Genomic DNA, 24,675 nt, shown 5'->3' on the forward strand with positions numbered 1-24,675 from the left:
CCCGAGATGCGACAGAGTTCTCTCGTGGTGGTGGCCAACCGCCTCCCCATCGACGACAGCCAGGCTCCCGACGGGGCCTGCGAGTGGCGGCGCAGCCCCGGTGGGTTGGTCAGCGCGCTGCACCCGCTGCTGCGGCACACCCCGGCGACCTGGGTCGGTTGGGCCGGCGGCACCGGGGCGGCCCCCGCACTACCCGACGTGGACGGCGTCCGGATGCACACCGTCGCGCTCAGCCCGGAGGACCTGCGCGACCACTACGAGGGGTTCGCCAACGCCACCCTCTGGCCGCTCTACCACGACGCCGTCGAGCAGCCGCAGCATCACCGGCGGTGGTGGGAGGCGTACCAGCGGGTCAACCAGCGCTTCGCCGAGGCGACCGCCGAGGTTACCGAGCAGGGCGGGGTGGTCTGGGTGCAGGACTACCACCTGCAACTGGTCCCCGGCCTGCTGCGCGCGCTCCGTCCGGACCTGCGCATCGGCTTCTTCCTGCACGTGCCGTTCCCACCGCCGGAGCTTTTCATGCAGTTGCCGCGCCGGGCCGAGTTGCTGCGCGGGATGCTCGGCGCCGACCTGGTCGGCTTCCAGCGGGTGCAGGCGGCGCACAACTTCGCCCAACTGGTGACGAGGGTGCTGGAGTTGCCGGCCACCGACCGGCGGATCGGCATCGACGACCGGGTCGTGCGCATCGGCGCGTTCCCGGTCTCCATCGACACCGCCGAGATGGGCGCGCTCGCCGCCCGCCCGGACGTGGCCGCCCGGGCCCGCCGACTACGCCAAGACCTCGGCGACCCCCGGCAGGTCATCCTCAGCGTGGACCGGATGGACTACACGAAGGGCATCGAGCAGCGCCTCAAGGCGTACAGCGAGTTGCTCGCCAGCGGTGACGTCAAGGTTCGTGACACGGTGTTGGTGCAGGTCGCGATGCCGAGCCGGGAACGCGTCGGCCAGTACCAGATTCTGCGGGAGCGGATCGAGCGCGAGGTGGGCCGGATCAACGGCGAGTTCGGCAGGGTCGGCGAGCCGGCGATCCACTACCTCACCCAGCCCTTCGACCGGGCCGAGTTGGCAGCGCTCTACCGGGTCGCCGACGTGATGGCCGTGACCCCGCTGCGCGACGGGATGAACCTCGTCGCCAAGGAGTACGTGGCCGCCCGGGTGGACGACACGGGCGCCCTGCTGCTCAGCGAGTTCGCCGGCACCGCCGCCGAGCTCTCCCAGGCGTACCTGGTCAACCCGCACGACCTGGAGGGGCTCAAGCAGGGCCTCTGCGCCGCGCTGCGGGCCAGCCCGGCCGACACCACGCAGCGGATGCGGGCCATGCGTGCCCACCTGGAGGAGCACGACATCCGGGCCTGGGCCCGCTCCTACCTGAGCGCACTGGACGAGCGCGGCGCCCTGGTCAGCCGCCTGACCAGCACCGACGCCAACCCGGGCACCGCCAACCCGGACGCCGCCACCGCAGCCGACGACGCGCCGGTCCCGCGACCCGCCACCCCCGCCGCCAGCGCGGTCACCCACCAGACCAGCGGCTGAGCGGCCACCCGGGTGCTCAGTGCGCCGTGGTGGGCTCCTTCTCCAGTCAGTCCAGGATCGCGTCGATCGGCTCCGCCCAACGGGCGTCCAGCATCAGGTCGTGGCCCATCCCGGGGAAGAGCAGCGGGGCCGAACCGTACCGGCGGGCCACCCGGGTCAACGTCGACGCCGGCACCACCCGGTCGTCCGGGCTGCCCAGCACCAGCACCGGCGGGGCGCCCACCGCCGGCTCGGCCGCCGGCTCACCCAGCAGAGCCCACTGCGCCCGCCGACCCGCCCGGCCGAGTCGTCCGACGTACCGCCGGGCCTCCTCGTCGGGCAGCTCACGGCTGAACAGCTGCCCACGGTTGAGCCGCAACGGCCCACCGAACACCGCCGGCACCGTGCCCGCCGGGTTGCGGCGCAACGCCGCGCCCAGCACTCCCCAACCGCCGAAGACCGGCGCCACCAACACCGCGGCCCGGGCCGGATAACGGGCCAACGCGTGTGCCACCACCAGAGCCCCGGCGCCGTGCCCCACCAGCACCGCCTGACGCGGCAGGCCCGCGGCCACCTGGACCACGTCGTGCGCGTACGCGCGCAGCGTCGCCTCCGGCGCCGGCTCGCTGCCACCGTGCCCGCGCAGGCTCAGCGCGTACGCCGGGAAACCCCGCCCCGCCGCGTGACCCAACCAGTGCTCGGCGAACGCCCACGCGCCGTGCCCGAACCCGGGTACGAAGAGCAGCGGCGGTCGCCCCTCCTCCAACTCGGGAACGGCGCTGAGCACCTCCCGCCGGGCCGGTCGGACCGGACGCGACCACTCCCGGCCCCGCATGATCCGCAGTTCGCTCGTGCTCATTTGCCCTCCAGCTCGACCAGGGCGCGCTGGATGGCGCGCAGGTAGTCGGCGTGGCCGACCTCGAACCAGTGCCGGCTGCTCTCCTTGACCTGCCCGGAGTAACGCTCCCCGGCGCGCTCACGCACCCGAGCCGCGAACGCGGTGGCCCGCTCCGGTCGGTCCCGGCGGGCCTGGAGCAGGCGGGCGAAGAGCACCGTCTGCCAGTGCGACAGGGTGAACAACCCGGAATCCGGCTGCACCAGGCCGGCGACCGCCAGCGTCGGGTGCCCCGGGGTGAACGCGTTGAGCCACAGCGTGGGCCGGCCCGCCCCGGCGCTGTCGGCGAACACCGACGCGTCGAGGAACTCGAAGCGCGGCAGGTAACCGGTGGCGAAGATGACCACCTCGGGGTCGATCTCGCGGCCGTCGGCCAGCTCCACCGCGTACGGGTGGAACCGGGCGAGGTCCGGCACCGGGCCGATCCCACCGTGGCCCACGTAGTAGACGAGCTGGCTGTTGGCGATCGGGTGCGTCTCGTACACCCGGTGGTCGGGCTTGGGCAGGCCGAACCGGGTCAGGTCGCCGACGGTCAGCCGCAGCGTCCAGTGGTAGAGCCACTGCCGCACCCGCAGTGGCACGCGCAGCGCCAGCAGGCTGTCGTTCACCTGGTCGGCGGGGCGGCCGAGCACGTACTTCGGCGCGTACCAGTAGCCGCGCCGGGTGGAGTGCCAGCACCGCGACGCCTGCTGGGCGGCCTCGACGGCGATGTCGCAGCCGGTGTTGCCGGCGCCGACCACCAGCACCCGCTTACCGCGCAGCTGCGCCGGGTCCTTGTAGGACGAGGCGTGCATGATCTCGCCCCGGAACTGTTCCAGTCCCTCGTAGCGGGGCAGCTTCGGCGACCAGTTGTGGCCGTTGGCGATCACGACGGCGGCGTAGCGGGAGGTGCGCTCCGGGCCGTAGCCGCCGGTGGAGCGGGTGGTCACGTCCCACCGGTCCCCCTCGGCGGGCTCGACCCGGATCACCTCGGTGCCGAACCAGATGTGCGAGCGCAGGTCGAAGTGGTCGGCGTACCGCTCGAAGTACGACAGCAGCTGACTGTGGTGCGGGTAGTCCGGCCAGGAGTCCGGCATCGGGAAGTCCGGGAACTGGGTGAACGGCTTCGACGAGATCAGGTGGGTGCTGGCGTACACCGGGCTGCGGTCGTGTCGCCAGTTCCAGGCGCCGCCGACGCCCGTCTCCCGCTCGTAGCAGTCCACGCCGAAGCCGTGCTCGCGCAGGTTCTTGATGGCCGTCAGGCCGCTGGCCCCGGCGCCGATGACGCAGACCGTGTCGCCCCGGTCGGAGACCGGAGGACCGTCGCCGCCGCGCGCGGACGAGGTCGCCTCCGGGTCGGGCCGGCCGTGGTCGGTGGAGGTGGACACCGGGACATCTCCTTTTGTACGGCAGGCGTGCCGGTCGCCGCGAAATCCTCTCCACAACCGGGCCGGATGTCCAGTCCTGAGCCGGACGCGTCGACGGTCGAGCCGGGGTCGGGGTCAGCCGGTGGTGGGCAGCAGCAGGTCGACAAGGACCGGGAAGTGGTCGCTGGCCCGGCGGGTCTGCGGGGTGTCCACCACGTCGTAGTCGACGACGGTGATCCGCGGGTCGACGAAGAGCGCGTCGATGCGTCGGCGCGGGTCGGCGCAGGAGTAGGTGAGCCGGTCGGCCCGGTCGGCGGCCACCGCGGTGTCGGTCAACCCGCGCGACACGGTGGCCCACGCCGGCCCGTCCGGGCCCTCGTTGAGGTCCGCCCCGGCGACCACCGGGCTGGTCGCCGCGTCCAGGCCGCGCCGGAACTCGGCGGCCTGCCCGGGGCGCTCGGCCGGGTCGGTGGACAGGTGCGAGCCGGCGAGGGTGAACCGGGCGTCGCCGATCCGGCAGTCGGCGTACGCGGCGCCGCGCAGGTGCCGGCCGGGGGTCAGCGGGAAGCGTTGGCAGCGGGTGCCCCGCACCTGGACCCGCAGGCTGGTCAGCAGCAGGTTGCCCAGCGCGGGTAGCCCGCCGGCGGCCACCACCAGACCGAACGACTCGGCCAGCGTGGAGGACTTCTGCCGCCACCGGAACCGGCGCGGCCCCTCCTGCACGATCACCACGTCCGGCCGCGCGGCCCGGACCACCGCCGCCAGCGCGGCGGTGTCGTCGCGCTGGCTGTGGACGTTGTACGACACCACGCGCAGGGGAACACCCATCGCGGACCGCTTCAGATCCGGCGGGCCAGGTCGGCGGCGCCGATCACCCCGGCGCTGTTGCCCAGCTCGGCGGGGAGCACCTCGGCCACCGGCAGGCGACCGCGTTGGGCGAGCGCGTCGAGGTACGAGCGGCGCGTCGGGCCGAGCAGCAGGTCACCGGCGTCGATCACACCGCCGCCGACCACCAGGGTCTGCGGGTCGAGGATCTGCGCCATGTCGGCGAGGCTGGTGCCCAGCCACCTGCCGATCTGCGCGAACGCCTCGGCGGAGACGGGGTCGCCACCCTGCGCGGCGGCGGTCACCATCGGGCCGGTGATCGCCTCGGCCTCACCGCCGGCCAGGTCGAGCAGCGCGGTGGCCCGGTTGGGCTCCTGCCGGGCGCCGGCTCGGGCGAAGCGCACCAGGGCGCTGCCGCTGGCGTACTGCTCGATGCAGCCGAGCCGGCCGCAGCCGCACTGGTGCCCGTCCGGCACGGCCAGCATGTGGCCCAGTTCCGCGGCGATGCCGTGCGCGCCGCGCATCAGGTCGCCGCCGAGGACGATGCCGCCACCCACGCCGGTGCCGATGGTGAACATGATCATGGAGTCGTCGGCGGCGCGGGCCGCTCCGTAACGGAACTCGGCCCAGGCGGCCACATTTCCGTCGTTCTCCACGATCACGGGTAGGCCGACGGCCTCGCTGACGTACTCCCGCAGCGGCTCGTCCCGCCAGGCCAGGTTCGGAGCGAAGAGCACCGTCGAGCGGCTCGCGTCGATCCAGCCGGCCGCGCCGATGCCGACGGCCTCGATCGTCCGCCCGGCCGCCAGCTCGCCGACCAGCTCGATGATGACGTCGCGGGTCTTGCCGACGTCATCGGCGGGGGTGTCCCGTCGGGTCTGCACGAGGACCGTGCCGGTGTCGTCCACGACACCGCCAGCCACCTTCGTGCCACCGACGTCGACTCCGATGGTCAGCGTCACCGCTACCGCCCCCCTCTACTGTCCGGCCCGTGTGCCGGCGGCATGCCGGTCCGGGTCGGGATGTCCCGCGCTCAGGCGCCGTCGCCCGGTGCTTGCGCCCCGGTGTCGTCCGGCGCCCGCGAAGCGGGCACCGCGGGATGAGTGGTCGGTGCCGGTACGGTCGCCGGCCCGGCGTCGTCGACGGGTGGTGCGGCAACCGGGGCGAGTGGGTCCGCCGTCCGGGTGGCGACCGACCAGACATCCCGCTCCGGCGCCGGCTGAGAATCATGCCCGCTGCGGGTGGCATCGCGCCACACGTGTTCGTCGCCGGTCGCGCCGGACGGGTCGCCGCGGACTGGCTCCGGGAGCACATCGTCGGTGCTCGCGGCCGGTGCCGACGGTGGCGCGACGGTCGGCTCGGAGGTCCGACCGGAGGGGCTCGTCGGGGACGGCTGCGCCGGGGAGAACGCGCGGAGCAGGCTGGCGACGCCCGCCGCGAGATCACCGGCGCCGGTCGCGAGGCGTTCGGCGAATTCCGGACTTGGGTCGCGTAACGCGGCGATGCCCCGACAGACCGGGCAGACACAGCATTCGGCCGATCCGGTGGCGAAAGCACCGCCGACGCCGGGACGCCCATCCGAGTCGATACTGTGACCGAGGACACCGGCCAGCACCCCGCCCAGCGAGCCGAACGCGCCGCCCGCCGAGCCGGCGGAGGCCAGTCGCGCCCCCGCCAGCAGGGTGGCGACCAGCCGCTCCGCCTCTTCCCGGGCCGAACCCGGATCCGTTCCGCCCACCGTCGGCTCCTCTACCGTGCCACCGGACCCGTCACTGCGCCGCACCGGTTGCTTCTACCCGGCGCTTGAGCTGCTTCAACGCGGTGTCCATGATCATCTTCTCGGCCTTGCGCCGAAACATCCCGAGCATCCCCACCGACAGGTCGACCTCCAGCGTGTAGGTCACCGTCGTACTGCCGTCCGGGTTACCCACCAGGTCGTACGCACCGCGCTGGGACTTCTGCATCTTCGACGGAGCGACAAGGTGCCACTCGATCCGGGAGAGGTCCTCGGCGTACTCGTAGGCGAGCACGTACTCGTCGGCCATCACCCCGGCGTCGATGGTGAACCGCACCTGGCTGGCGTAGCCGTCCTCGTACTCCTCGACGACCTCGGCGCGGCGGACCGCGTCGGTCCACTCCGGGTAGGCCGCGAAGTCGCAGATGACCGCCGTCACCCGATCCGGTGCGGCGCCGATGATGATCGACTGGGTGGAGGAGTCCGCCATGGGGGGAGGCTACCCGGCGGACCGCGGCTCCACGCCGCGCCGCCCCCGCCGCGCCGCCGAGGTCCGCGGGGGCGGGGACAGCACCGGGCGTTAGCAGTGTGCCGGTGCTCACCGGGTAGGTTTCGACACAGCCACCGTCCGTCGGCGGTGGCCGGCCCGGCCAGTGCGAGCACGAAGGAGTGCAGGTGCGCGAGTTCTCCGTCCCGCCGATCATCACCGTTGGCGACGCGGCCAACCTCACCGATCCGGTCTGGGACAACGCCGAGGTCGCGCCCGACGCCGTCCAGTTCGCCCGCCCCACCCCCGGCACCGAGGGCACCGTCACCGCCTGGTCCGAGGTGACCTGCCGGCAGTTCCGCGACGAGGTGGTCGCTGTGGCCCGTGGGCTGATCGCCGCCGGCATCGAGCCCGGTGTCCGGGTCGGGCTGATGAGCCGCACCCGGTACGAGTGGACGCTGCTGGACTACGCCATCTGGACCGTCGGAGCGGTCACCGTGCCGATCTACGAGACGTCCAGCGCCGAACAGGCCGCATGGATCATCGAGGATTCCAACGCGGTCGCCGTCGTGGTCGAGACCGACGCGCACGCCGCCCTGATCGCCGGTGTCCGACCCCGACTGCCCGAGCTGGACCACGTCTGGCAGATCGACCTCGGCGGGGTCGACGAGCTGGTCCGAATCGGTGCCACCGTCGAGCTGGCCGAGGTCGAGCGGCGACGCAAGGCGGTCGGCGCCAACGACCTGGCCACCATCATCTACACCAGCGGCACCACCGGCCGCCCCAAGGGCTGCGTGCTCACCCACCGCAACATGTACGCCGACATCGCCAACGCGATACCGGTGCTGCCGAACCTGTTCAACGCGGGCGCGTCCACCCTGCTCTTCCTCCCGCTGGCACACGCCTTCGCCCGGCTGATCCAGATCGGCGTCGTCCAGGCGCGGGCCACCATGGCCCACTGCGCCGACACCAAGAACCTGGTCGCCGAGTTGCAGGCGTTCCGGCCGACCTTCGTGCTCTCCGTACCCCGGGTGTTCGAGAAGGTCTACAACGCGGCCAAGCAGAAGGCCGAGGCAGACGGCAAGGGCGGCGTCTTCGCCCGCGCCGAGCAGGTCGCCATCGCGTACAGCGAGGCTCTGGAGACCCCGGGCGGCCCGGGTCTGGCGTTGCGCGCCCAGCACGTGGTCTTCGACCGGCTGGTCTACGGCAAGCTGCGCGCCGCGCTCGGTGGGCGCTGCCGCGACGCCATCTCCGGCGGCGCGCCGCTCGGCGCCCGGCTCGGTCACTTCTTCCGGGGCATCGGCGTGACGGTCCTGGAGGGCTACGGCCTGACCGAGACCTCGCCCGCCGCCGCGGCGAACCTGCCCACCGGCACCCGGATCGGCACCGTCGGCCGCCCCCTGCCCGGCGTGACAGTGCGGATCGAGGACGACGGCGAGATCCTGATCTCCGGTGAGCTGGTCTTCCAGGGTTACTGGCGCAACGAGACGGCGACCGCCGAGTCGCTCAGCACCGACGGGTGGTTCCGGACCGGCGACCTGGGCCACCTCGACGCCGACGGCTACCTGAGCATCACCGGGCGCAAGAAGGAGCTGATCGTCACCGCCAGCGGCAAGAACGTCGCCCCGGCGGTGCTGGAGGACCTGGTCCGGGCGCACCCGTTGATCAGCCAGTGTGTCGTCGTCGGTGACCGCAAGCCGTTCATCGCGGCGCTGGTCACCGTCGACGAGGAGGCGCTGCCCGCCTGGCTGGAGGGCACCGGGATGCCCGCCGACACCCCGGTCGAGCAGCTGCGGGAGCACGAGGCCCTGCGCAGGGAGATCCAGGGCGCGATCGACGCCGCGAACCAGGCCGTCTCCAAGGCCGAGGCGATCAAGACGTTCCGGGTCCTGCCCCGCGACTTCACCGAGGCGACCGGCGAGCTGACCCCGTCGCTCAAGGTCAAGCGCCAGGTCGTCCACAAGACGTACGCGGCGGACATCGCCGAGATCTACCGAGGCTGACTACCATCCGTCACGTGCCCGCATCCACAGCCACCGCACCGCACCCGCATCCCCTCGCCGCGGCCGCCCGCCTGGTGATGCTGGCGCTGATCGCCATCCTGACCCTGTTCGCCACCCGCGACGTCACCCAACTGTGGTGGATCGCGCTGCTGGCGGTGGCCGGGCTCCCGTCCCTGCTGGCCCCCCAGCACCGGCTGATCGCCCCGCTGAGTCGGGTGGCCGAGGTGCTGGTGCTGGGCCTGGCCGCGAGCCAGGTGGCCGCCGTGGCGTCGATCGGCACTGTCGACGGGCTCGGCGCCTCGGCGGTGCTGCCCTACCTGGCGGTCCCGGTGACCGTCACCGCGCTGCGTCGCCGCTTCCGCGAGGGCGCCGCCCTGCTCGCTGTCACCGCCGCCACCCTGCTGGTCAGCGGTGCGCTCACCACTGTCGGTGGCAAGCTCCAGCTCGGCCAGCCGGGTTACCTCGCGGTCTGCGCGCAGTGGCTGATCCTGGCGGCGCTCGGGCTCTACGCCGCCGGCACCCTGCACCGGGTGATGGTGGTCCGCGGCGAGGGCAAACCCCAGCCGTACGCCGAGGCGACCCGGCTGCTGACCCAGTTGCGGACGGTGGCCCGCCAGCTGCCCGGCGCCACCCTGGACCCGGGCGGCATCTCCGAGCACCTGCTGGAGGAGTTGCGCACGGTGGCCCAGACGGACCGCGGCGCGGTGCTGTCGGCCAGCGGCGGAGGCCGGCTCGTGGTGCTCGCCCAGTCCGGCGTCGACCGGGTGGACTGGGAGACGACGCTGGACGCGGACTCGGCCATCGCGGACGCCTGGGCCAGCCAGCAGGCCACGACGGCCGCCCGCTCGCAGTCCCGCTCGCACCGGGGCCCGGACGTGTCCGCGCTGATCGTTCCGCTGGTCGCCGGGGTGCGGACGGTGGGGCTGGTGGTGCTGGAGGCGGACGCCGCGCACGCGTACCCACCGCCGGTGGTGTCCCGGGTGACCGCGCTGACCCGCCCGGCCGCGCTGCGGCTGGAGGCGGCGCTGCTCTTCGACGAGGTGCGCTCGCTGGCCACCAACGAGGAACGGCAGCGGCTGGCCCGGGAGATCCACGACGGGGTGGCGCAGGAGTTGGTGATGGTCGGCTACGGCATCGACAACGCCATGGCCACCGTCTTCGACGACGCCGACGAGACCGCCGAGGCCCTGCGTACGCTGCGCGGCGAGGTGACCCGGGTGATCACCGAGCTGCGCCTGAGCCTCTTCGAGCTGCGCAGTGAGGTGGACCGGCAGGGCGGGCTGGCCGCTGCCATCGCCGAGTACGCGCGCACCGTTGGCGCGTCCGGCGGACTGCGGGTGCACCTCTCGCTTGACGAGTCCACCGCCCGGCTGCCGGCCGCCACCGAGGCCGAGTTGCTGCGCATCGCCCAGGAGGCGGTGACCAACGCGCGCAAGCACGCCGGCGCCTCGAATTTGTGGGTCACGTGCGAGGTCGACCCCCCGTACGCGCAAATTGAAGTGTCGGATGACGGTCAGGGGATGGCTGACCAGCGCCCCGACGGACGGTACGGTCTTGCGATCATGGCCGAGAGGGCGGAACGTATCCGGGGCCGGTTGGAGATCAGGCCGCGGCAACCCAGTGGCACGACCGTGGCTGTGGTTGTCGGCACCTCGTCCCGCCGAGATAACGTGCGCGACAGCGCAGCACCAGAAGGGGAGTAACCCGAGGATGACCACAAGTCCGACACCGGCCACCCGCACCAAGGTCCTCCTTGTTGACGATCATGACCTGATTCGTAAGGGCCTGCGCCACGCCTTCGAGCGCGACCGGCAGTTCGAGGTCGTCGGTGAGGCCGCCACGGCGGCAGAGGGGGTACGCCAGGCCGGCGCCCTGCAGCCGGACGTGGTGATCATGGATCTGCGGCTGCCGGACGGCAGCGGCCTGGAGGCCACCCGCGCGCTGCGCAAGTCCAGCGCGTCGATGGGCATCGTGGTGCTGACCATGTACGCCGGCGACGACCAGCTCTTCGGTGCCCTGGAGGCCGGTGCGAGCGCCTTCGTGCCGAAGACCGCCCCGGCCGACGAGGTGGTGGCCGCCGCGCGGCACGCCGCCTCCTCCCCCAGCGCGTTCACCGCCGCCGACCTGGCCGAGGCGATGAAGCGCCGGCTCGCGCCGTCCGGCCCGCAGTTGTCCCCCCGCGAGGGGCAGGTGCTGCGGCTGCTCGCCGACGGGATGAGCGTGGCCGGCATCGCCAAGCAGCTGTTCGTCAGCGAGTCCACGGCCAAGACGCACATCTCCAAGCTCTACGAGAAGCTCGGCGCGGCCAACCGGGCCCAGGCGCTGATGACCGCTCTGCGGCTCGGCCTGCTCGAAGCACCGGACGCGCCGAAGTTCTGATCTGCCCCCGCTCGCGCAGCGGGACCTCACGACCGACGGTCCGCGCCAGCTTCGGCCAGCGCGGACCGTCGCGCATCGACAAACGTCGGCGGGCAACCTCCCGCACGCTATGGTCTGGCGTGCGTGGCGGGTGCACAATACCCGCGCGGGCGACGACGCCCGCGTCGCGGACTCGAGGGGTGAATCGCATGCAGCGGCCGGACTGGGCACCCGACACGATCGACATCGAGCGCCCGAGCGTCGCGCGGATGTACGACTACTACCTCGGTGGCTCGCACAACTTCGCCGCGGACCGCGCCGCGGCGCAGGCGATGGTCGCGGCGGTGCCGGAGGCGCCACTGATGGCCCAGGCCAACCGGGCGTTCCTGCGCCGGGCCGTGCACCACCTCGCCGAGGCCGGGGTCCGGCAGTTCCTGGACATCGGCTCGGGCATTCCGACAGTCGGCAACGTGCACGAGATCGCCCAGCGGCTCGACCCGCGGTCGCGGGTGGTCTATGTGGACGTCGACCCGGTGGCGGTGGCGCACAGCCGCGAGATCCTCGCCGGCAACGAGCGGGCGGTGGTGGTGCAGGAGGACCTGCGGCGCCCGGAGGCGATCCTGGCCCACCCGGATGTCCGCAAGCTGCTCGACCTGAGCCAACCGGTGGCCGTGATGGTCGTGGCCGTCCTGCACTTCGTCTCGGATGACGACCGACCGGCCGAGCTGCTGCGCACGCTGCGTGACGCCCTGGCCCCCGGCAGCTATCTGGTGCTGTCACAGGCCAGCGACGACGGGCGCAGCCGCGACGAACGCGCCGAGGCGGAGCGGGTCTACCAACGCACCGACAATCCCCTGTGGATACGCGGTCGGGCTGAGCTGACCGCCCTCTTCGACGGGTTCGAGCTGCTCGACCCCGGCGTGGTGTGGGTGCCCCAGTGGCGACCGGACACCCCGGAGAGCGCGGAGGACGCCGAACGCGCGGTCTTCATGGGCGGCGTCGGGCGACTCGGTGGCTGAGCCGCCCGACGCGGCCTCCCGTCCGGGCACGTTCGCCCGCGCCTGGGCGAAGGCGGTCTCCGGCACCAGCTACCTGCCGATGACCCAGGCCCAGCTGGAAACCATGCTGGACCGGCTCACCGGGCAACTGGCCGGCGCGTTGCTCACGGAGCCGTTCGACCTGCGGGCCGGGCACCGGGTCGGTGCCGAGCTGGTCGCCGCGCACATCGCCTCCGCGGAGGGGCTGGGTCGTACCGTCGAGGTCATCCAGCTCCGGTTGGTGCGCGACCTCGGCCTGGTGGCCGAGGAGGTCGAGGACCGGATGGCCCGACTGCTCGCGGCCGTGGCGACCGGCTACGCCCGCGCGCTGCGCGACCGCACCCTCGACGAGCAGGAGTCGATTCGCCGGGCCGCCATGCGGGCCCGCACGCAGGCCGAGCGGGCGCTGCGCGCCAGCGAGGCACGGTTCCGGCATCAGGCCACCCACGACCCGCTCACCGGGCTGCCCAACCGGACGCTGTTCACCGAGCGGCTCACCGCGGCGCTCAACGAACCCGGCCGGGGCGCGCAGCGGGTCGGGGTGTGCTTCCTGGACCTGGACCGCTTCAAGGTCGTCAACGACACGCTGGGGCACCAGGTCGGTGACCGGCTGCTGGTCACGGTGGCCGAACGGCTGTGTGAGGCGATGGGCGAGCACCTGGTGGCCCGGCTCGGCGGGGACGAGTTCGTCATCCTGGTGCAACGCACCGGCGGCACCGACGACATGGTGGCGTTGGCCGAGACCGCGCTGGCCGCGGTCCGGACACCGGCGCTCGTCGACGGGCACGAGCTGCAGATCTCGGCGAGCATCGGCATCGTCGAGCGTCAGGTGGCCGGCGCCAACCCCAGTGACCTGATGCGCGCCGCGGACAGCACCCTGCACTGGGCGAAGTCCGCCGGTGGTGCGCGCTGGGCGCTCTACGACGCCGAGCGCAACCAACGCGAACTGGCCCGGTACGCGCTCTCCGCGGCCATCCCGGCCGCGCTGGAGCGGGGCGAGTTCTACCTCGACTACCAGCCGCTGACCTCCCTGCGCGACGGCAGCCTGGTCGGCGTCGAGGCGCTGGTCCGCTGGCGTCACCCGGAGCTGGGGGTGCTGCGCCCGGACAGTTTCATCGGGTTGGCCGAGGAGACCGGCCTGATCATCCAGTTGGGCGGCTGGGTGCTGGCCGAGGCCTGCCGGGAGGCGGAAGCCTGGGCGGCCGGTGGCGGCGCCGCGCCGTTCGTCAGCGTCAACCTTGCGGTACGCCAGGTGCACCGCCCCGGGCTGGTGCAGGAGGTCCGCGCGCTCCTGCGGCAGACCGGCCTGCCGCCGGAGCGGCTGCAACTGGAGATCACCGAGAGCACGATGATGAGCACCGCCGAGGAGCCGGTCCGCGCCCTGCGGGTGCTGGCCGACCTCGGGGTACGGATCGCCATCGACGACTTCGGCACCGGCTACAGCAACCTGGCCTACCTCCGGGACCTGCCGGTGACCGAGTTGAAGGTCGCCGGGGAGTTCGTCGCCGGCCTGCGGTCCCCCTCGGTCGGCCGCACCGACGAGCGGATCCTCGCCTCGCTTGTCTCGCTGGCGCACGCCTTGGATCTGACGGTCACCGCCGAGGGTGTGGAGACCGCCGGGCAGGCCGAGCGGCTACGGGCGATCGGCTGTGACGCCGGCCAGGGCTGGCATTTCGGTCGCCCGGCCCCCGCCGACCGGATCCTGGCCCGCATCCGCTGACCTCATCCGGCCGCTGGCGGGCGGCCCGTGGCGCGCATGATCAACTCCGGCTTCAGGTAGTCGGGGTATCGCTGGCACCACAACACCCCGACTTCACAGAATCGGAGTTGATCATGCTCGTCCGCGGCGCCCGGGAGAGCTGAACGCGGGCGGCGCTCAGCCGGCGAGCAGCGCCCTCATCCGCTCCGCCTGCGCCTCCCAGCGCCACTCCCGCTCCACCCAGGCCCGACCGGCAGCGCCCAGTTGGCGGGCCAGGTCCCGATCGGCGAGCAGCCGAGCGACCCGGTCGGCGAGCTGGGCGACGTCCCGCCCGCGTACGACGTAACCGGTCTCCCCCTCGCGGACCGCGTCCGGCGCGCCCCCGGAGTCACCGGCCACCACCGGCAGGCCGGTCGCGGACGCCTCCAGGTAGACGATTCCCAGCCCCTCCACGTCGAGGCCACGGTTGCGGGTGCGACACGGCATCGCGTAGACGTCGCCGGCCGCGTAGTGCGCCGGCAGCTCGGCCGACGGCACCGAGCCGGTGAACACCACGTCCCGCTCCACCCCGGTCTGACGGGCCAGCTTCTCCAGGGTCGCCCGGTACGGCCCGCCGCCGACGATCAACAGCGCCGCCTCGGGCACCCGGCGGCGGATCTCCGGGAGCGCCCGGATCAGCATGTCCTGACCCTTGCGCGGCACCAGCCGGGACACACACACCACCACCGGGCGGTCGGTCAACCCGAGCCGGGCCCGGACCTGCTCGCCGTCCACTGTCGGGTGGTACGTGTCCACGTCGACCCCGGGTGCGAGCCGGCGCAGCTCGGTCACCCCGTCCAGCACGCGCGCCAGCCGGCTGCGGGTGTACTCGCCGAGGTAGGTGGTGACATCCACACCCCGACCGATCCGCCGCAGCGCGGGCCGGGCCGCCGGCAGCGCCGCCCAACCAACCTCGTGGCCGTGGGTCTGCGCCACCACCCGGTGCACGGCGGCCCGCCGACGCAGGCCGGCGGCGAGCAACCCCAACGGGGCCGCCGCACCGAACCACACGGTGTCGCAGTCGTACGCGCGCGCCAACCGCGCCGCCCTGCGGGCGATCAACGGGGTGGGCAACAGCACCCGGGTGCGCTCCCGGACCACCTCGAACGGCTGGTCGGCGTCGAACTTCGCGGCCCCCCGCCAACTCGACGCGTAGACGACCACCGAGCCGGCCGGTTGCCGCACCGCGAGGTTGTGCACGAAGGACTGGATGCCACCCGGACGGGGCGGAAAGTCGTTGGTGATCAGCAGCGTGCGGCTCATCGGCCGGCCTCCCGGGCGTACGCGCGGGCGGCGGCCATCCGCTCGACGGTGGACGGATGCGAGGCCGAGTAGAGGTATTCCCAGCGCGGCGGATCGGGGTCGCCGAGGTTGACCGAACCGAGGCGGCGCTGCATCGACTCGAACGCCTGCGGATCACGGGTCAGCGCGAGCGCGTGTGCGTCGGCCCGCGCCTCCACCCGTCGCGACATCAGCGCCTGCATCGGCGCGGCGACCAGCCCGGCCACCGTGACGAGGGCCAGCAGCAACGGGAAGGCGCGTGGTTGGGCGACCGAGTCGACGTCGGCCAGCCGCAGCAGCGGCGCCCACGAGCCGAGCAGATAGAGCGCCACCACAGCGGCCGCGGCACCCAGCGCACCGGTCAGGGTGCCCACCGTCACGTCGGAATCCTTCGCGTGCCCCAACTCGTGGGCCACCACGGCGGTCACCTCGGCCGGCGTCGCCTCGCGCAGCAGCGTGTCGTAGACGACCACCCGCCGGGTCGGTCCGAGACCGGAGACGTACGCGTTGACCGCCCTGGTGCGCCGGGACGCGTCGGCGACCAGCACGTCGCGCACCGGCACCCCGTCGCGGGCGGCCATGCTCATCAGCTCGGTTCGCAGTGGGCCCTGCTCCATCGGGGTGAACTTGTTGAAGACCGGCTCCACAAGCACCGGCAGCACGAACGACAGCAGTACCACCAGCAGCGCCGCACCCGCCGCGCCGAACGCCCACCACCAGCGCGGCGCGAACCGGATCACCGCGTAGAAGCCGACAAGCGCCACCGCGCCGATCACCGCGCTGACCGCGTACGACTTGAGCAGGTCGACCGCCCAGCCACTCCAGCCGTTGGTGCTCAACCCGTAGCGGGTGAGCACGCTCTGGCGCCAGGCGGCGAACGGAAGCGTCACCAGGTCGGCGACGAGCATCACGGCCAGCCCGCCGAGGACCGCCTGCGCGGCCCAGTGCCCCCCGAACGGCCGGCCCACCAGCTCGACCAGGCGGCTGCCCAGCGGGGTCAACCCGAGCGCGAGAGCGACAAGAAGCCCCACGGCGAGCGCTGTGTAACCGCCCGGACGCAACGCGGCCCGGAACTCCCGCCCCTTGGCCACCTGCTCGGCCGGCAGGTCACGCAGCGCGGCGAGCTGGTCGGCCCGCGGGGCCGGCGGTCGGTGCCACGGGATGAACAGCGCGGCGACCACGACCAGCGCGACGGTCAGCCCGGCCAGCGTCAGCAGCGCCCACCCGCGCGGGGTCAACGGGACACCACCGTGCGGCACGCCTCTTCGCCGCCGCCGCGCGCAGCGCCGACGAGCCCGCCGTCATCCCGTCGTGTCCCGCTCATCGCGCCGTCCTCCCGTCGTGACCGCTCATCCTATGGCCCGCGAGGAGCCCGCTTCCGGGCGCGGTGTGGGGCTCAGGCGATCCGGCGGACAGCACGGCGGCGGGCCTCGGGGCGCGCCGGCGCGGCCAGCACCTCCACGTCGAAGCCGGCCCGGGCGAGCACCTCGATGGCCTCGACCTCGGCGGCGACCAGCCCGGCCGCCGGGGACGTCTCGTCGAACAGGGCGGTCAGCGGGCAGCCGGAACAGCCGTCGGCCCGCTTCGCGCACCCGTCACAGTCGATGAGCATTGCCCCTCCTGATCGGCTCGCGGTGCCAGCTCGCGCCGTGTCGTCGCCAACCGAGCACCATCGGTGACATCGACGCTAACCACCGGGTACGACAGAAATCCCGTCCGACCGGCCGTTTGGGGTCGAGATCGACTCCAGTTCAGCGAAATCGGGCCATCCGGACCGGCCGGAACACCCGACATCAAGGAATTCGTGTCGACGGGCGCCGGAGGCGTCGGCGGCTGCCGGCTACCTGACTCACTCCTGCGCGTCGAGGTCCCGCAGGGCGAAGCGGAGGTGCTGCCACTCCTCGTCGAAGATCACGTGCAGGCAGTGCAGGACGGACACCTGCTGCTCGGGCCACCAGGCGGCCGGTCGAGGCTCGGCGAGCAGGTCCGGCGTGACGGCCGCGACGAAGTCGCGCACCATCGCCTGCCGCTCGGCCCGCAGTTCCAGGGTCTCGGCGAACGTCGGCTGCTCCGCCGCGAAGATCGACATGTCGAAGCCGTCGGTCTCGTACTCGACGTTCGGCTGGCCGAACGGGTGGAAGGGCTGCGGTAGGCGCAGGATCGCCTTGCCCAGCCAGGTGTCGGCGGCGAACGCGAGATGGCGCAGGGTCTGGGCGAACGACCACTCCCCGTCGATCGAGACGTCGACCGCGCCCGGGGGCATGGACCGGGCCCGGTCGACCGCCGCCGCCCAGGCCGCTTCGAGCGCCGCCCATGCCCGGCGCAGGCCGTCCGGGTCCGTGGCCTGCCGAAGCTCGCGCCCGGGGAACCGACTGTTGAGCTCGGCCTCGACCAGCGGCGCGATATCGACGCCGTTGACCAGGAGCGTGCCCTCGGCGAGCCACGGCGCGTCGATGTCCAGGCCATTCACATCGACGCCGCGCATCACCGCACCGGCCAGCGTCGACCTGTTGAACCGGGCACGTCGCAGGTCCTTGTCGACGAAGACCTTGACGTTGACGTTGTCCTGGGTCATTGCGACTTCCTCCCGTCGGCGACGGCGGCGAGGCTAACGCCCGGGTACGACAGAACCGCCCGGCCGGGCCGTTCGAGGAGAGTGCCGCTCCTCGGACCAGCGGGCGCTTGCCGCTGTCGAGCGGCGCTAGGAGCGGGCGAGCCGGCGCAACAGCGAGTCGGCGCCCAGCGGGTAGGCGCCGTGTCGGCGTACCCCGTCGGCGACCTCACGATCGGACGAGACCACCACCACCGGCCGACCCGCCGGCTCGGCGCGGACCAGCCGCCGGATCAGCTCGTCGGCGGTCTCGCCCTTGCGGGAGAAGAGCACCCGTACGCCGCGCGGCGCGGGCGGCAGCCCGTGCATCCGCTCGGCGCCGTCGAAGACCACTGTGACCTCGTCGCCGGTCTGCGCGGCGATCCCGCCCAGCCCGGTGATCAGGCGTTTGCGCTGCTGCTCCAGGGACATCTCGCCGAAACCGCGCTTGGTGACGTTGTAGCCGTCCACCACCAGGTGCGCCCGGGGCAGAGCGAGCAGTTGGTCGAGCCGGGCCGGGTCGTCGGTGTCGCGGGCCCGCGCGGCGGGGCTGGCCGGAGCGGTGCCCGGCTGCTCGGCGAACGCGTCGGCGACGAAGTCGGCGGGGAGTTTGTCGACCGGGTCCAGCGCCAGCTCGCGGCGCAGCCCGACGGCGGCCTGGCCGATGGTCTCCAGCAGCAGCCAGAGCCGGGCGTCGTCGACCGAGCGGGCCTCCTTGGCGCTGGCCCGGGCCACCCCGGCGGCGGCCTCCGCCTCGGCGAGTCGGGCGCGGGCGCGGCGCAGCTCGGCGTCGACGTCGGCGCTGGCGCGCGCGGCCCGGCCACGCTCGGTGGCCAGCAGTTCGGTGGCCTTGCGCTCGCGGGCCTGGGTCTCCCGGAGGTTACGGGCGACCTGCCGGGACTCCTCACGGAGCTGACCCAGCTCCTCCCGGACGCGGGCCAGCTCGTCGCGCAGCTTCTCCGCCTCGACCCGGGCCACCGCCCGGTCGTGCTCGGCGCGGGTGGCCCGCTGCTCGGCCTCCCGGACCAGCTCGGCGACGACAGCGCTGTCCGCCTCGGCGCGCACGGCGGCACCGCTGGCGTCGATCAGCTCCCGCCAGCCGCGCGGCCGGGCCAGGTAGGCCAGCGCGGCGACCTCGACCGGGTCGGCGGCGGCGGGCGCGGTGCCCTCGACGACGGCGGCCCCCAGGTCGCCGGCGTCGGCCAGGATCCGGGCGGTGACCCGCTGCCGGAACAGCGGGTCGGCGGTGAGCTGGGCGGCGATCACCGGCGCGCCGAGCCGGGCCCGCCGGTTCGGGGCGAACTTGGCCACCCGACGCAACGGCACCGGCACCTCGTCGGCGGGCAGGGTGGGCAGCACCGCGGCGGTCAGCGTCACGATCCGCTGCCGGACCGGCTCGGGCAACGTCGGCTCCGGCTCGCCAGCCCCGCCGTCGCCCGCCGCCGTCGGGTCGAATGCCCCTGATGTCGCGCTGACTACGTTGTCGTCCGGGTTGCCCGCAGCACCGTCGAGCGCGACCAGATCCTCCTGCGGGAGGTGGTCGTCGGACGGCTCGGTGAGGGGCATGTGGCAAGTCTCCCACCGCGACCGGGCCCACCGCCCGGTGAGTGAGCCGATCTCTCATCCTAGCCCCATGGTGACCGCTGAGACGGCTGTGACGGGAGTGTCGGACCGGCGCGCTAGCGTGCCGCCGATGGCACAGGCGGAGTACGTCCAGGAGTCACTGGCCGGTCTCGACCCGACGGTGGGCGGGGTGGACCCGGCGCTGCCGCTCTACGCGACCACCTTCGTGGTGGTCGACCTGGAGACCACCGGCGGCGCGCCGGACGGCGGTGGCATCACCGAGATCGGCGCGGTCCGGGTGCGCGGCGGTGAGCAGTTGGGGGTGCTGGCCACCCTGGTCAACCCGGGGCAGCCGATCCCGCCGTTCATCACCGTGCTGACCGGCATCACGCAGGCGATGCTGGTTCCGGCGCCGCCGATCGAGCAGGTGCTGCCGAGCTTCCTGGAGTTCCTGGCCGACGCGGTGCTGGTGGCCCACAACGCCCCCTACGACGTGGGCTTTCTGAAGGCGGCCTGCGTGAAGCACGGCTACCGCTGGCCCAACCCCCGGGTGCTGGACACTGCGGCGTTGGCCCGCCGGGTGCTGACCCGCGACGAGGTGCCCAACCGCAAGCTGGGCACCCTGGCCGCCTACTTCCGCACCGCCACCCAGCCCAGCCACCGGGCCCTGGACGACGCGAAGGCCACCGTCGACGTGCTGCACGGGCTGATCGGTCGGCTCGGCGGGCACCGGGTGGACACGATCGGCGACGCCATCGAGTTCGCCCGGGCGGTCACCCCGACCCAACGTCGCAAACGGCACCTGGCCGAGGGGCTGCCCAAGGTCCCCGGGGTCTACATCTTCCGGGCGGCCGACGACCGTCCGCTCTACGTGGGCACCTCCGTCGACATCGCCACCCGGGTGCGCAGCTACTTCACCGCCGGCGAGAAGCGGGCCCGGATCTCCGAGATGCTCGCGGCGGCCGAACGGGTCGAGGCGGTGGAGTGCGCCCACTCGTTGGAGGCGGAGGTCCGCGAGCTGCGTCTGATCGCCGCGCACGCCCCGCCGTACAACCGGCGGTCGAAATACCCGGAACGGATGGTCTGGCTCAAGCTGACCGACGGTCCCTATCCTCGGCTCTCGATCGTCCGCGACCTCTCCCCCACCGACAGCGCGTACCTCGGGCCGTTCACCTCCCGCCGGGCCGCGGAGCTGGCCGCCGCCGGTTTCCACGACGCCGTGCCGCTGCGCCAGTGCACGCACCGGCTCTCGCTGCGCACCGTCACGCCGGCCTGCGCGCTGGCCGAGCTGGGTCGCTGCCCGGCGCCCTGCGAGCACAAGATCACCCCCGAGGAGTACGACGACAGCGCGGCCCGGCCCTTCCGCACCGCCACGACCAGCGACCCGCAACCGGTGGTGGACGCGCTGCTCGCCCGGATCGACGTGCTCTCGGCCGACCAGCGCTACGAGGAGGCCGCTGTGGTGCGGTCCCGGCTGGCCGCGGTGCTGCGGGCCACCGTGCGGATGCAGCGGCTGGCCGCGCTGACCGGGATCGTCGAGCTGGCCGCGGCCCGGCCGGCCGCCCGGGGCGGCTGGGAGTTGGCGCTGGTGCGGCACGGCCGGCTGGCCGGCGCGGGGGTGTCCCCGCCCGGCGTGCACCCGCGACCCACACTGACCGCCATCCGGGCCACGGCCGAGACGGTGGCGGGCGGGCACGGCCCGGTGCCGGCGGCGACCGCCGAGGAGTCCGAGCGGATCCTGTCCTGGTTGGAGCGACCGGAGACCCGACTTGTCGAGATGTCCTCCGGTTGGTCCTCCCCGGTGGGAGGCGCGGGGCGGTTCCGTGACCTGCTGGCGAAGGCCGAGAACGGCGCGTCCCACCAACTCTCGACCGAACGCTCATGACCAACTGACCGATCGGACTACGTCGACTCGCTTAGTCTGTTAGAGAAGTGCAGTCCTGCCCGATTCGTGGGCCTGCTCCCGCCGCCGGGTCACGGCGTCGCGGAGCCGGGGTGAGGAGGTGTCCCTCGTGGACGTCGACGCCGGACACGGCGCCGCCCTGGGGGGCGCCCTGCCGACACAGCCGGGTGAGCTGCCGCTCGCCCGCCGGCTGCGGTCGTTGCTCAGCTGGCCGACCACCGACTCCGACCCGGTCACGCAACTGGTGCGCACCCACCGGGGCATCCACGCCGGCACCGACCCCGCGGTGCTGCGACGTGCGTACACGATCGCGGAGAACATGCACCGGGGGCAGTTCCGCAAGAGCGGTGAGCCGTACATCACCCACCCACTCGCGGTGGCGCAGATCTGCGCCGAGCTGGGGATGGACACCACCACCCTGGTCGCGGCGCTGCTGCACGACACCGTGGAGGACACCCGCTACACCCTTCAGGCGCTCTCCGAGGACTTCGGCGGCGAGGTGGCCCACCTGGTCGACGGGGTGACCAAGTTCGACAAGGCGTTCTACGGCAAGGCCGCCGAGGCGGAGACGATCCGCAAGATGATCGTGGCGGCCGCCAAGGACGTCCGGGTGTTGATCATCAAGCTGGCCGATCGGCTGCACAACATGCGCACCCTCGGGGTGCGCTCGGCGTCGTCGCGGGAACGCATCGCCCGCAAGACCCAGGAGGTGCTGGTCCCGCTCTGTGACCGGCTGGGCATCCAGACCCTCAAGCGCGAGCTGGACGACGTGGTGCTGCTGCACCTGGAGCCGGACGAGCACGCCCGGCTGGCCCGGCACGTGCACGACCGGCCGGGCTGGGACGCGTACCTCGACGCGGTGGTCACCAGGGCCCGGGTCGCGCTGAAGCGCAGCCGGGTCGACGCCGAGGTGAGCCCCCGCCCCCGGCACCTCTACTCGATCTGGAAGGACACCATCGCCGGCGGCCACACCGCCCCGTTCGACCTGCCCCGCATCGTGGTGGTGGTCGACGGCCCGCCCACCGACTGTTACGCCGCGCTGGGCGCGATCCACGGCACCTGGCGACCCATGCCCGGCCGTTTCAAGGACTTCATCGCCTCACCGAAGAACAACCTCTACCGTTCGCTGCACACCAGCGTCTGCGGCCCGCAGGACCGCACGGTGGAGGTGTTGATCCGCACCGAGGAGATGCACCGCTCCGCCGAGTACGGCATCGCCGCCGACTTCCGCTTCCCCCGCTCGGGCAGCAGCAGCGCATCGGCCCGCGCCGAGCAGTTGGACTGGCTGCGCCGGGTGCTCGACTGGGAGCCGGCCGCCGCCGACCCGGCGCAGTTCCTCGAGTCGTTGCGCTGCGACCTCGCCGAGGGCCAGATCCAGGTCTTCGCCGACGGGCGGCAGGTCGTGTTGCCGGGCGGCGCCACCCCTGTCGACCTCGCGTACGAGCTGGGCAACGAGCGGGGAGACCACTGTCTCGCCGCGCGGATCAACGGTCGGCTGGCCCCGCTGAGCTCGGAGCTGGACGAGGGCGACGTGGTGGAGATCTTCACCGAGAACGACGGCGACAACGGCTTCGAGGCCGGCGTCGCCTCGCGGGGCCCCCGCCGGGAGTGGCTGAGCTTCGTCAAGTCACCGCACGCGCAGATGCAGATCAACAGGTGGTTCGCCGAGCACACCGAGCCGGGCATCACGATCAGCGACAAGGTCCGTCTCGGTCGGGCCACCATCGGGCTCACCCTGCGGCAGCACAACCGGGGCCTCGCCAGCGACCTGCCGCTGTTGCGCCTCTCCGAGGAGTTGGGCTATCCCGACCTGGAGACCCTGCTGGTCGCGGTCTTCGACCGGGTGATCGAACCGGACACCGTGGTACGCCAGCTCATCGATCTGGTCGACCATCGACAGTGACCGGGCCCGGCCCAGCGCGTCCGAAGGACATTCGTGACCACTAGCCTGGGGTCATGATCCCCCGTTCCCGCGCCACCGGTCGGGCCTTTTTCTATCAGGCTTTCTACCGGCTTCCGCTGCCGGTGCGTCGGCGCCTGGTCAAGCTGGCGATGCCGAAGTACATCGTCGGTGCGGTCACCCTGGTCCGCGATTCCGAGGCGTCGGGCGCGGGACGGCTGCTGATGCTGCGCCAGCCGCCCGGCAAGGGTTGGTCGCTGCCCGCCGGCCTCCTGGACCGAGGCGAGGCCCCGGTGGTGGGCGCGGCCCGCGAGCTGTTCGAGGAGTCCGGCATCCGGCTCCCCCCGTCCCGGCTACGTCCGGCGGTGCCGAACGCGATAGTGCACGCCAAGGGCTGGGTGGACATGGTCTTCGAGGCGGAGGTGCCGGCGTCCGGCACCGAGCTGGCGGTCGACGGCGCGGAGGTCTTCGAGGCCGCCTGGCACCCGCTTGTCGACCTGCCCAAGCTGACCTGGCCGACCGCCCGGCTGCTCGCCTACTACGACATCGGGCCGCTGGCCGGGCAGTTCCCGCCCCCGGTCCCCGACGACCTGCCATGACCGGCACGGCGTCCGTGCCGGCGGAGCTGTGCGCGGTGGTGCTCGCCGCCGGCGAGGGCACCCGGTTGCGCCCGCTCACCGCACGGGTGCCCAAGGCGCTCTGCCCGGTGGGCAACGTCCCGCTGCTGGATCGGGCGTTGGCCCGGGTCGCGGGGCTGGGCCTGGTCGGCCCCGCCCGGGTCGCGGTGAACGCCTGCTATCTCGGCGACCAGGTGGTCGCGCACGTCGGCGACCGCGCACACCTGTCCGTCGAGCCGGGCGACCCGCTGGGCACCGCGGGTGGGGTCGCCAACCTGCGGGACTGGATCGACGGGCGGCCGGTGCTTGTCGGCAACGCCGACGCGTACCTCGCCGACCCGGCCGCTCCGCCGGGCCCGGACGTGGCCACCCTGCTCGACGGGTGGGACGGGCACGCAATACGCCTGCTCGGTCAGCCCGCAGCGGACCCGGCGGCGCCGGGCACCTTCGACGGGCACTGCTTCACCGGCTTCTCGCTGCTGCCCTGGCGGCTCGTCCGCGATCTGCCCGTCGTCTTCTCCGACCTGGTCCGCGCCCTCTGGCGACCGGCGGAGGCGGCGGGTGCTCTGGAGGTGGTGCCCTACCCGGGCACCTTCTACGACACGGGCACCCCCGCCGACTACCTGGCGGCCAACCTGCACGCCGCCAACGGCGGCACTCTCGTCGACCCGTCCGCCACCGTGACCGGTCGCTGTGTGGAGTCGGTGGTCGGGGCGGGCGCGCGGGTGGACGGCGACGTGTGCCGCACTGTGGTGTGGCCGGGCGCGACAGTGCGCGACGGCGAACGGCTGCAGGACGTGATCCGCGCCGGGAACGACCTGACAGTGCCCGCCACCACGCACGGCTGAGCCGACCCGACGGGGCACCCGACCTCCGGGCCGGGCC

21 protein-coding genes are annotated in these 24,675 nt (G+C 73.2%); 10 read left to right on the forward strand and 11 right to left on the reverse strand.

The window, feature by feature from the left end:
• Window positions 1–6: 6 nt before the first annotated feature.
• Complete coding sequence (locus tag ACQPWW_RS25425) at window positions 7–1,533, forward strand: alpha,alpha-trehalose-phosphate synthase (UDP-forming) (protein WP_433134556.1); 1,527 nt, start codon at window positions 7–9, stop codon at window positions 1,531–1,533.
• A 46-nt stretch (window positions 1,534–1,579) separates the two neighbouring features.
• On the opposite strand, the gene ACQPWW_RS25430 is transcribed toward ACQPWW_RS25425, so the two are convergent.
• From ACQPWW_RS25430 to ACQPWW_RS25455, 6 genes are all read right to left on the reverse strand, one after another.
• Entirely contained in the window at window positions 1,580–2,371 is a 792-nt protein-coding gene (locus ACQPWW_RS25430; RefSeq protein ID WP_433126018.1) for an alpha/beta hydrolase, read from the reverse strand.
• Complete coding sequence (locus ACQPWW_RS25435; protein WP_433126020.1) at window positions 2,368–3,774, reverse strand: flavin-containing monooxygenase; 1,407 nt, start codon at window positions 3,772–3,774, stop codon at window positions 2,368–2,370. The genes ACQPWW_RS25430 and ACQPWW_RS25435 overlap by 4 nt, the downstream gene beginning before the upstream one ends.
• Before the next feature lie 114 nt (window positions 3,775–3,888).
• Entirely contained in the window at window positions 3,889–4,581 is a 693-nt protein-coding gene (locus tag ACQPWW_RS25440) for an endonuclease/exonuclease/phosphatase family protein (RefSeq protein WP_433126021.1), read from the reverse strand.
• A gap of 11 nt (window positions 4,582–4,592) precedes the next feature.
• The gene (locus tag ACQPWW_RS25445) at window positions 4,593–5,540 is read right to left on the reverse strand and encodes an ROK family glucokinase (RefSeq protein WP_433126022.1); all 948 of its coding nucleotides are present in this window, start codon (window positions 5,538–5,540) and stop codon (window positions 4,593–4,595) included.
• Between the two features lie 71 nt (window positions 5,541–5,611).
• On the reverse strand, window positions 5,612–6,316 hold the full coding sequence (locus tag ACQPWW_RS25450) for a hypothetical protein (protein WP_433126023.1): 705 nt from the start codon (window positions 6,314–6,316) through the stop codon (window positions 5,612–5,614).
• Window positions 6,317–6,347: 31 nt separating this feature from the next.
• Window positions 6,348–6,803 (reverse strand): SRPBCC family protein, encoded by a 456-nt coding sequence (locus ACQPWW_RS25455; RefSeq protein WP_433126024.1) that lies wholly within the window; start codon window positions 6,801–6,803, stop codon window positions 6,348–6,350.
• A 185-nt stretch (window positions 6,804–6,988) separates the two neighbouring features.
• Between ACQPWW_RS25455 and ACQPWW_RS25460 the strand changes: the two genes are divergently transcribed.
• From ACQPWW_RS25460 to ACQPWW_RS25480, 5 genes are all read left to right on the forward strand, one after another.
• Window positions 6,989–8,803 (forward strand): AMP-dependent synthetase/ligase, encoded by a 1,815-nt coding sequence (locus ACQPWW_RS25460; RefSeq protein ID WP_433126026.1) that lies wholly within the window; start codon window positions 6,989–6,991, stop codon window positions 8,801–8,803.
• Window positions 8,804–8,817: 14 nt separating this feature from the next.
• Window positions 8,818–10,506: a sensor histidine kinase gene (locus ACQPWW_RS25465; protein WP_433126028.1), complete on the forward strand. Its 1,689-nt coding sequence runs from the start codon at window positions 8,818–8,820 to the stop codon at window positions 10,504–10,506.
• A 7-nt stretch (window positions 10,507–10,513) separates the two neighbouring features.
• Window positions 10,514–11,182 carry a response regulator transcription factor gene (locus tag ACQPWW_RS25470; RefSeq protein ID WP_007072219.1) on the forward strand — a complete coding sequence of 223 codons (669 nt, stop codon included), beginning with the start codon at window positions 10,514–10,516 and terminating at the stop codon, window positions 11,180–11,182.
• A 188-nt stretch (window positions 11,183–11,370) separates the two neighbouring features.
• Window positions 11,371–12,180 (forward strand): SAM-dependent methyltransferase, encoded by an 810-nt coding sequence (locus tag ACQPWW_RS25475; protein WP_433126030.1) that lies wholly within the window; start codon window positions 11,371–11,373, stop codon window positions 12,178–12,180.
• A 79-nt stretch (window positions 12,181–12,259) separates the two neighbouring features.
• On the forward strand, window positions 12,260–13,918 hold the full coding sequence (locus ACQPWW_RS25480) for a putative bifunctional diguanylate cyclase/phosphodiesterase (protein ID WP_433134558.1): 1,659 nt from the start codon (window positions 12,260–12,262) through the stop codon (window positions 13,916–13,918).
• Between the two features lie 156 nt (window positions 13,919–14,074).
• On the opposite strand, the gene ACQPWW_RS25485 is transcribed toward ACQPWW_RS25480, so the two are convergent.
• From ACQPWW_RS25485 to ACQPWW_RS25505, 5 genes are all read right to left on the reverse strand, one after another.
• A complete protein-coding gene (locus ACQPWW_RS25485; protein WP_433126031.1) occupies window positions 14,075–15,199 on the reverse strand; it encodes a glycosyltransferase family 4 protein in 1,125 nt (374 codons plus the stop codon).
• A complete protein-coding gene (locus tag ACQPWW_RS25490) occupies window positions 15,196–16,455 on the reverse strand; it encodes a M48 family metalloprotease (protein ID WP_433126032.1) in 1,260 nt (419 codons plus the stop codon). Before ACQPWW_RS25490 ends, ACQPWW_RS25485 begins: the two co-directional genes overlap by 4 nt.
• A 158-nt stretch (window positions 16,456–16,613) precedes the next feature.
• Window positions 16,614–16,829: a hypothetical protein gene (locus ACQPWW_RS25495; protein ID WP_433126033.1), complete on the reverse strand. Its 216-nt coding sequence runs from the start codon at window positions 16,827–16,829 to the stop codon at window positions 16,614–16,616.
• A 237-nt stretch (window positions 16,830–17,066) separates the two neighbouring features.
• A complete protein-coding gene (locus ACQPWW_RS25500; protein WP_433126035.1) occupies window positions 17,067–17,792 on the reverse strand; it encodes a DinB family protein in 726 nt (241 codons plus the stop codon).
• Between the two features lie 126 nt (window positions 17,793–17,918).
• Window positions 17,919–19,373 (reverse strand): NYN domain-containing protein, encoded by a 1,455-nt coding sequence (locus ACQPWW_RS25505; RefSeq protein WP_433126036.1) that lies wholly within the window; start codon window positions 19,371–19,373, stop codon window positions 17,919–17,921.
• A gap of 127 nt (window positions 19,374–19,500) precedes the next feature.
• Between ACQPWW_RS25505 and ACQPWW_RS25510 the strand changes: the two genes are divergently transcribed.
• The 4 genes from ACQPWW_RS25510 to ACQPWW_RS25525 all read left to right on the forward strand — a co-directional run bounded on the left by ACQPWW_RS25510 (window position 19,501) and on the right by ACQPWW_RS25525 (window position 24,638).
• Window positions 19,501–21,255 carry a DEDD exonuclease domain-containing protein gene (locus tag ACQPWW_RS25510; protein WP_433126037.1) on the forward strand — a complete coding sequence of 585 codons (1,755 nt, stop codon included), beginning with the start codon at window positions 19,501–19,503 and terminating at the stop codon, window positions 21,253–21,255.
• Between the two features lie 127 nt (window positions 21,256–21,382).
• A complete protein-coding gene (locus tag ACQPWW_RS25515; protein ID WP_433134560.1) occupies window positions 21,383–23,176 on the forward strand; it encodes a RelA/SpoT family protein in 1,794 nt (597 codons plus the stop codon).
• A gap of 53 nt (window positions 23,177–23,229) precedes the next feature.
• Entirely contained in the window at window positions 23,230–23,772 is a 543-nt protein-coding gene (locus ACQPWW_RS25520) for an NUDIX hydrolase (protein WP_433126038.1), read from the forward strand.
• The gene (locus tag ACQPWW_RS25525; protein ID WP_433126039.1) at window positions 23,769–24,638 is read left to right on the forward strand and encodes a nucleotidyltransferase family protein; all 870 of its coding nucleotides are present in this window, start codon (window positions 23,769–23,771) and stop codon (window positions 24,636–24,638) included. The genes ACQPWW_RS25520 and ACQPWW_RS25525 overlap by 4 nt, the downstream gene beginning before the upstream one ends.
• Window positions 24,639–24,675 lie beyond the last annotated feature (37 nt).

The organism is Micromonospora sp. CA-240977 (genome assembly GCF_050942285.1).
Taxonomy (GTDB): Bacteria; Actinomycetota; Actinomycetes; order Mycobacteriales; family Micromonosporaceae; genus Micromonospora.